This window comes from Bartonella sp. AP58NXGY, assembly GCF_042195785.1.
In the GTDB taxonomy this organism is placed as follows: Bacteria; Pseudomonadota; Alphaproteobacteria; order Rhizobiales; family Rhizobiaceae; genus Bartonella.
The window spans coordinates 327,454-334,498 of record NZ_JBHIOY010000001.1; the positions used below are offsets into that span (position 1 = coordinate 327,454).

The window sequence follows — 7,045 nt, forward strand, 5'->3', positions numbered from 1 at the left end:
ACATATGGCGGGTACAAGATCATCTCTGGGCACTAAAGCAGGTAACGCCCCTTATCGCACTGTAGATCATAAATTTGATGTTGTTGTTGTTGGGGCAGGCGGTGCAGGATTACGTGCAACACTTGGTATGGCAGAGCAGGGATTAAAAACAGCTTGTATCACGAAGGTTTTTCCAACGCGTTCACATACGGTTGCAGCACAAGGGGGTATTGCTGCATCACTTTCAAATATGGGACCTGATAATTGGCAGTGGCATTTATATGATACCGTGAAAGGTTCTGATTGGTTGGGTGATACCGATGCAATGGAGTATTTGGTGCGTAATGCACCTGCTGCTGTCTACGAATTAGAACATTATGGCGTTCCTTTTTCGCGAACGCAAGAAGGCAAAATTTATCAACGTCCTTTTGGTGGACATACGACACAATTTGGTGAAGGCCCACCTGTTCAGCGTACTTGCGCAGCAGCTGATCGTACAGGACATGCCATTTTGCATACGCTTTATGGACAAAGTTTAAAGCATAACGCGCAATTTTTTATTGAATATTTTGCACTCGATCTCATCATGACGGATGGGGTTTGTACGGGGGTTGTAGCATGGAATCTCGATGATGGTACAATACACCGTTTTTCTGCCAAAATGGTTGTTCTTGCAACCGGTGGTTATGGGCGTGCTTATTTTTCCGCGACATCGGCGCATACCTGTACGGGTGATGGTGGTGGAATGATCGCACGTGCTGGATTGCCACTTCAGGATATGGAATTTGTGCAATTCCATCCTACAGGGATTTATGGTTCTGGTTGCTTAATTACAGAAGGAGCTCGGGGTGAGGGGGGCTATTTAATCAATTCTGAGGGTGAACGCTTTATGGAGCGCTATGCACCTTCCTTTAAGGATTTGGCTTCACGTGATTTGGTTTCGCGTTGTATCACTCTTGAAATTCGTGAAGGGCGTGGCGTGGGACCTAAGAAGGACCATATTCATTTGGTTCTCAATCATATTGATCCTGCAATCTTGCATGAGCGTTTACCGGGGATTTCGGAATCAGCACGGATCTTTGCAGGTGTGGATGTAACAAAAGAACCTATCCCCATCTTGCCAACAGTTCATTATAACATGGGTGGGATTCCTACAAATTACTATGGGGAAGTTCTCAATCCAACGGCTGATGCGCCTGATCGTATTCAACCCGGGCTGATGGCAGTAGGAGAAGCGGGGTGTGCTTCTGTTCATGGTGCTAATCGCTTGGGGTCAAATTCATTGATTGATCTTGTGGTATTTGGTCGTGCTGCTGCTCTTCGCGCAGGTGAAGTTATTGATCGGAATGCAGAAATTCCACCCCTGAATGAAGCCGCTGTTGATGAAATTATAGCGCGTTTTGATCGTTTGCGTTTTGCAAAAGGGGCAGTACCAACAGCGGTATTGCGTGAAAAAATGCAACGCACGATGCAAGAAGATGCGGCTGTCTTCCGTACTGAAGATTCTTTGCAACAAGGATGTCAGCGGATGAATAAAATCTGGGAGGAATTGTCTGATATCAAAGTCACAGATCGTTCTCTGATATGGAATTCTGATTTGGTTGAAACATTAGAGCTTGAAAATCTCATGGCGAATGCAATCATGACTGTTTATTCGGCGGAAGCACGTTTAGAAAGCCGTGGTGCCCATGCGCGTGAAGATTATCCAGAGCGTGATGATAAAAACTGGCGTAAACATACGCTTTCACATTTGTCAAAAGAGGGTAAGGTGATGTTATCCTATCGACCTGTCCATGTGGACCCGTTAACATCTGAAGCTGATGGTGGGATTGATTTAAAGCGCATTGCACCTAAAAAACGGGTTTATTAGGGGGAGAATGAATTATGGTACAAATTAAGCTTCCCAAAAACTCTCAAGTAAAACCGGGAAAGGTTTGGCCTAAACCTAAAGGCGCTAAAAAACTAACAGAATTTCACGTTTATCGTTGGTCGCCTGATGATGAGGAAAATCCTCGTTTAGATACCTATTACGTAGATCGTTCCGCTTGTGGTCCAATGATTCTTGATGGGCTTTTGTTTATTAAAAACCATATTGATCCAACTTTGACACTTCGTCGATCTTGCCGTGAAGGCATCTGTGGTTCATGTGCGATGAATATTGATGGAGCTAATACATTGGCTTGTACCAAAGGTATGGATGATGTAAAACATCCCATTAAAGTCTATCCTTTACCTTCCATGCCGGTTGTTAAAGATCTGGTTCCTGATTTAAAGCGCTTTTATGCACAACACAGAGTCATTGAACCTTGGTTGCAAACAGTTTCTCCTGAACCTGCAAAAGAGTGGTTACAAAGTTACTCCGATCGCCAAAAAATCGATGGTCTTTATGAGTGTATTTTGTGTGCGTGTTGTCAGACATCATGTCCAAGTTATTGGTGGAACGGTGATCGTTATTTGGGCCCCGCTGTTTTGCTTCAAGCTTATCGCTGGATTGCGGATTCACGTGATGAAATGTGTGGTGAACGTCTTGATAATTTAGAAGATCCTTTCCGCCTTTATCGTTGTCATACGATTATGAATTGTGCGCAAACTTGTCCAAAGGGATTAAATCCAGCTAAGGCAATTGCTGAGATTAAAAAACTCATGGTTGAACGCCGCCTTTGAAAATTGACTGATTGATCAAAAGAAAGCGCAATGGAGAAAATTGTGCGTGTTTTTAGAGATTAAATCTCTAAAAACACATGGGTCGTTTATGAGTCCTCGTTTGAGGAAGAAGTCGATATGCTCCTATCTTTCTATTCTTGAATGGAATGTAATTTATGCATGCTAAATCAGAATGATAGTATACTTGTATTAGGTTTTCTGTATTTGAAGATTATTTGGTTAAATATTTATTGATCATTTGAAGAAAATAAAACTTAGAACTTTTAAACGATAAGCTCTTGTCCTTAAGACGATAATTATTTGCGATGATTAAAAGTATCTATGTCAATCAGCTTTTTATAGGCGAATTAAGCTTCATTTTTTTCACATCAAATATACATTTTCAAAAGAAAAAGAATGATCAAAGGTTAAGAGAATTGAGAAAGAATCTCATGTGTGATTTGTTTTTTTGTACAGTTGTTTTCTCTTAATTTTTTTCTTCTTTTATTCATTAAAAGTGTAGAAAATGCATTGAAGAAGCAAAGGAAGAGGGGGATGAAATAAAAAGCCGTAACTAATTGGTTACGGCTTTTTTGTCTTGTATAATACTATCGAGAGAAGAATCCCTCTTAAGCGATTTTTGATTTAGCAAAAATTGGGTCGTAAAAGACTTCAGAAAGTTGCCTATCTTTAAAGAATAACACTACATCAACTGTTGTGTAGAGAACGATCTTTATCATTTCTAACTCGAGTTGGCGGCCAACTTCAGATCTTTTAATCAAGGTAGCACATCGTTCAAATGTCTGCAAAGCACTGTTGGCATGCGTCGTTGTAATTGATCCAGGATGACCCGTGTTTAGTGAATTGAGATATTCCCATGCTTCATTGCCTCGTAATTCAGCGAGAAAAATTCGGTCCGGCGATTGACGCATACACGCATCTAGGCATTCTTCAGCTGAAACACGACCCACATTGTTACCATAAATCATATGTACATGATTAGGATGATTGGGGAGGAAAAGCTCATGAACATCTTCAATTGTGATAATACGCTCTTCTACAGGAACCTTTTCAATAAGCGAGCGGGCAAATGTTGTTTTCCCAGATCCTGTCTTGCCTGCGATGATAATATTGCGTTTGTGAAGGATGCATTCTTCCAAAAATTCAAGAATTTTACCCTCACGTTTATGTTGCAAGAGTCGAACTTCAAATGGCTCCAACCGTGTAAAGTCCTGCTTCGATAACAAGTTATTTGCTTCTTTTTCAGAAGGTTTATTAAAACTTACATCAGAAAAATTATCAAATGCTCCTTCTTCTTTGAGTTCTTCTAACGTTTTAACTACAAGAGAATGTTTACGAATTACAAAAGAAAGAGCACCATCAATGACAGCTGGTGTTTGTATAATTGTACCACGTTGTCCACCAGGCAATAGCACATAATTAATACTTTTTGGAGCCATACCATTATAAACAATAATAGCTGTAATGAGCGTTTGCAAAAAAGCAGTGGTTAACTCTGGCACGCTATATACCTGCCAACCCTTAAAGCTTTTTGTCCATACTTCACAGGGGCGGCAGATCGATAATTCAGTGATCTGCGGATCTTCTAAAAAATGATCAAGCGGTTGCAAAAGCTGAGAAACGGCTTGATCTTTCTGTATTGGGTTAACGTGTGACGAGACTGTAGACATCGCTGAAATCCAGATCACGAGCAACAAAGATATTCACTCGTTCGCCTTGGTTTTTATAAAGTGTTGGTGCGATATTGATGGAATTTTGAAGAACATCGGTCACTATCGATTCAGCATTCTGAGCACCTTGAGATTGAACATTTTGAGTTTGTGAATTCTCTTTATTCTCTTTGCTATTTTTATTAATTTTGCTTCTTACCCATTCTCCTAAATCACCGATGATACTCACCATAATGGCACTGCCAAAACGTTCCCAAAAGTGCCTATCAACCCAGCCGCCGATACCTGATTCACCAAGAGGACCTGTACCAGGTGAGTCAAGATTAACAACAACACCAGAAGGCGTTTCAATGCGTGACCATTGCACAAATACACGCGTTTGTCCTTGTTGTATGCCACTTTGGTAAAAACCAACAACTTTAGAACCACGGTCGAGCAAAACAACGCGACCACTTGTGGAGTAAATATCACGTGTTAGATGACATGTCGTCATGCCTGGTTGTGATGTGATGATCTTTGTTTCCAATGTGCAATCTATTTGTGTTCCTTGCGTAATCAAGAAGTCACGATTACGAAGTTGTGCTGCATGTGATTGACCTAAACGAACTGGTTGGAGACGGTCGAATAATGCGCCATTATTTCCATCATCATTCGATGCTTTTTTTGTCTCTGCAGATCCTTCACTCCCACCGTTGTTAAGACTAGAACTGAGCATACGTTTGCGTGCTAATTCTTCAGAATCTTTAAGCAAATGTAGGGGAATGGTTGTTTGAAGAAGCTTACTCAAGGCTGGTGAAATATCCAAAGTTGAGTCTTCTGTTTGTGTTGGCTTATCTGCTTCTTCTACAAACTTTGGCTCTTCTATAACTCGGGGGGTATAGCTTGGTATAATTTGCTGTACTGTTTGTTGTGGTTTCTCTTCCTCCACTTCTACGGTGTCACGCATTTTAAAAGATTTCCACGTCAAAGCAATCGGTACCGCTACTATGACAATAAGCCCTACCATTAACAATGCACGGGTACCTGGAATTGTTGGACGATGTTCTGAACCTAGTTCTGACCCTCCATACACGCTTTCAACATGCCGTTGCTCTGCATTGTCTAGTTTTGTACCTTTCCCTTCTCCCTTCTCATTACCAAACATCATTTTCCTCCTTTATTGACGCGATGAACCACCGAAGATATTGTTCCAGTTGTATTTGGTATACCATTGGGATCATAGGCTTCATTAAAAACAGCTAAAGCACGTTTTCCAAGTCGTATAAGCCACTTAGGATTGACTTTATGAACGGCGATAATATCATTAGAACTGCCAACAACGGTGCGTGGTATTAAGCTTTCATTCCCCTCAGCATCTACGACATAAATCGATGGCATATCCATGTTAGCGGGAAACTTAAAGTAAGTAATACGCCCATTGTCCCAAGCATTTATCGGCGCAATATCTTGGTGGCCGCTCATGGTGTAACTAAGATTATAACCTTTTACGCTTTGATGAAAACCACGTTCAATTGCAAGGCGTTGGTTGTTTGTGTCTGATTTTTCATCGTTTGAATCGGGATAATGGAAAGCCAATTCATAAGTTGCTCCTGCACGGTCATTGCGAAATTGTAGCCGGAATTTGTAACTTCGTTTGTCAGTTACAACGATGAGATTGGTATTGGCAAGTTCTGCCTTTGGTTTAATAAAAATATGCCTCCCTTTATGCGCAAAGGCATAGGCCTCTGAATCACCAAAGGCATGGGTGATATACTGTTCACCTTCTTCAAGAATAATATGTGTTGCCACACCAAGAACTGTTTCAATTTGAACCACATCAGCTTCGTTATATGTTATATAGCGAATGCGGTGATCATATTGTGAATTTGATGGGCTTTTGAGTGCTTGCACAGGCACCGTATAAAGAGAAGAAAACGAAGACAATAGAACAATGAATGCAAGTTTTTTCATAACAATCAATACCTTAATCATTCAATAGTATTTCTGGGTCAGAACGATAACTTGTCACTTGGAAACCAAGGGGGTTAAGCAATCGATCAGATGACTTCATAGGTGAACCAACATAAGTGTAGCCAATTGTTGCGATTTGGTGTTGTTTTGCTCCAGCAGCACCGGTGCTGTCATGTTGTTGGGTCGTAAAACGTACAGTTGCTTGACCAAGCCCATTAGGTTGGATTGATCGTACTTTAACAGTGATACGTGCTTTGTTAGACAGAACTTTATCCCGCGCATTTTCTCCTTCATAAATTTTTAAATATTCTTGTTGAACAGCTGCTGCGCTTAAAAGTGCTGTTGTATCATAGTTTAGTTGAATGGTATCGTAGTCGTAACTTTCACGGTTCAGCACATATTGATTGAGCCAATATCTGTCTACAACTTCACCATAGCTGGTTTCATGCTCACGCATGATCGAGATAACATCAACTGCACCCGTTGTATTATCAACGCGTAGTACTAAAGGGGTGGGGGCTGGTTGAGAAAATCCAACGACCCCACATATCATCCCAAATAAGCCCAAAAGACCAACAGCACCTGCTACACGCCATGCCGTTCTACGCGATCTTATAAATTCACTTATGAGATCACGTTCTAAACCTCGGCTTTCTTCATAATAACTGCTCAGTTGTTCGGCTTTCACTGGTTTTGCTTGTTTTGTTTTCATCTGTCTCCTCGCTTGATTTCGGCAGGGATTGTTTTATTAATGGGTACGCGGTTCCTATCACTTGGTTGTT

At 41.0% G+C, this 7,045-nt stretch carries 6 protein-coding genes; 2 read left to right on the plus strand and 4 right to left on the minus strand.

Annotated features, from left to right (window positions below; all coding sequences use genetic code 11):
- Positions 1 to 4 precede the first annotated feature (4 nt).
- Entirely contained in the window at positions 5 to 1,849 is a 1,845-nt protein-coding gene (sdhA, locus tag ACFINC_RS01225) for a succinate dehydrogenase flavoprotein subunit (RefSeq protein ID WP_375615746.1), read from the plus strand.
- A gap of 14 nt (positions 1,850 to 1,863) precedes the next feature.
- Positions 1,864 to 2,643: a succinate dehydrogenase iron-sulfur subunit gene (locus ACFINC_RS01230; RefSeq protein ID WP_375615747.1), complete on the plus strand. Its 780-nt coding sequence runs from the start codon at positions 1,864 to 1,866 to the stop codon at positions 2,641 to 2,643.
- A gap of 608 nt (positions 2,644 to 3,251) precedes the next feature.
- Here ACFINC_RS01230 and virB11 read toward each other — a convergent pair.
- The 4 genes from virB11 to ACFINC_RS01250 are packed head-to-tail and all read right to left on the minus strand — an operon-like array spanning position 3,252 to position 6,975.
- A complete protein-coding gene (virB11, locus tag ACFINC_RS01235; protein WP_375615748.1) occupies positions 3,252 to 4,313 on the minus strand; it encodes a P-type DNA transfer ATPase VirB11 in 1,062 nt (353 codons plus the stop codon).
- On the minus strand, positions 4,288 to 5,457 hold the full coding sequence (gene virB10 / locus ACFINC_RS01240; protein ID WP_375615759.1) for a type IV secretion system protein VirB10: 1,170 nt from the start codon (positions 5,455 to 5,457) through the stop codon (positions 4,288 to 4,290). The genes virB11 and virB10 overlap by 26 nt, the downstream gene beginning before the upstream one ends.
- On the minus strand, positions 5,457 to 6,263 hold the full coding sequence (gene virB9 / locus ACFINC_RS01245; RefSeq protein WP_375609048.1) for a P-type conjugative transfer protein VirB9: 807 nt from the start codon (positions 6,261 to 6,263) through the stop codon (positions 5,457 to 5,459). The genes virB10 and virB9 overlap by 1 nt, the downstream gene beginning before the upstream one ends.
- 13 nt (positions 6,264 to 6,276) lie before the next feature.
- Positions 6,277 to 6,975, minus strand: a complete 699-nt coding sequence (locus ACFINC_RS01250) for a virB8 family protein (RefSeq protein WP_375615749.1) — start codon at positions 6,973 to 6,975, stop codon at positions 6,277 to 6,279.
- Between the last annotated feature and the right edge of the window lie 70 nt (positions 6,976 to 7,045).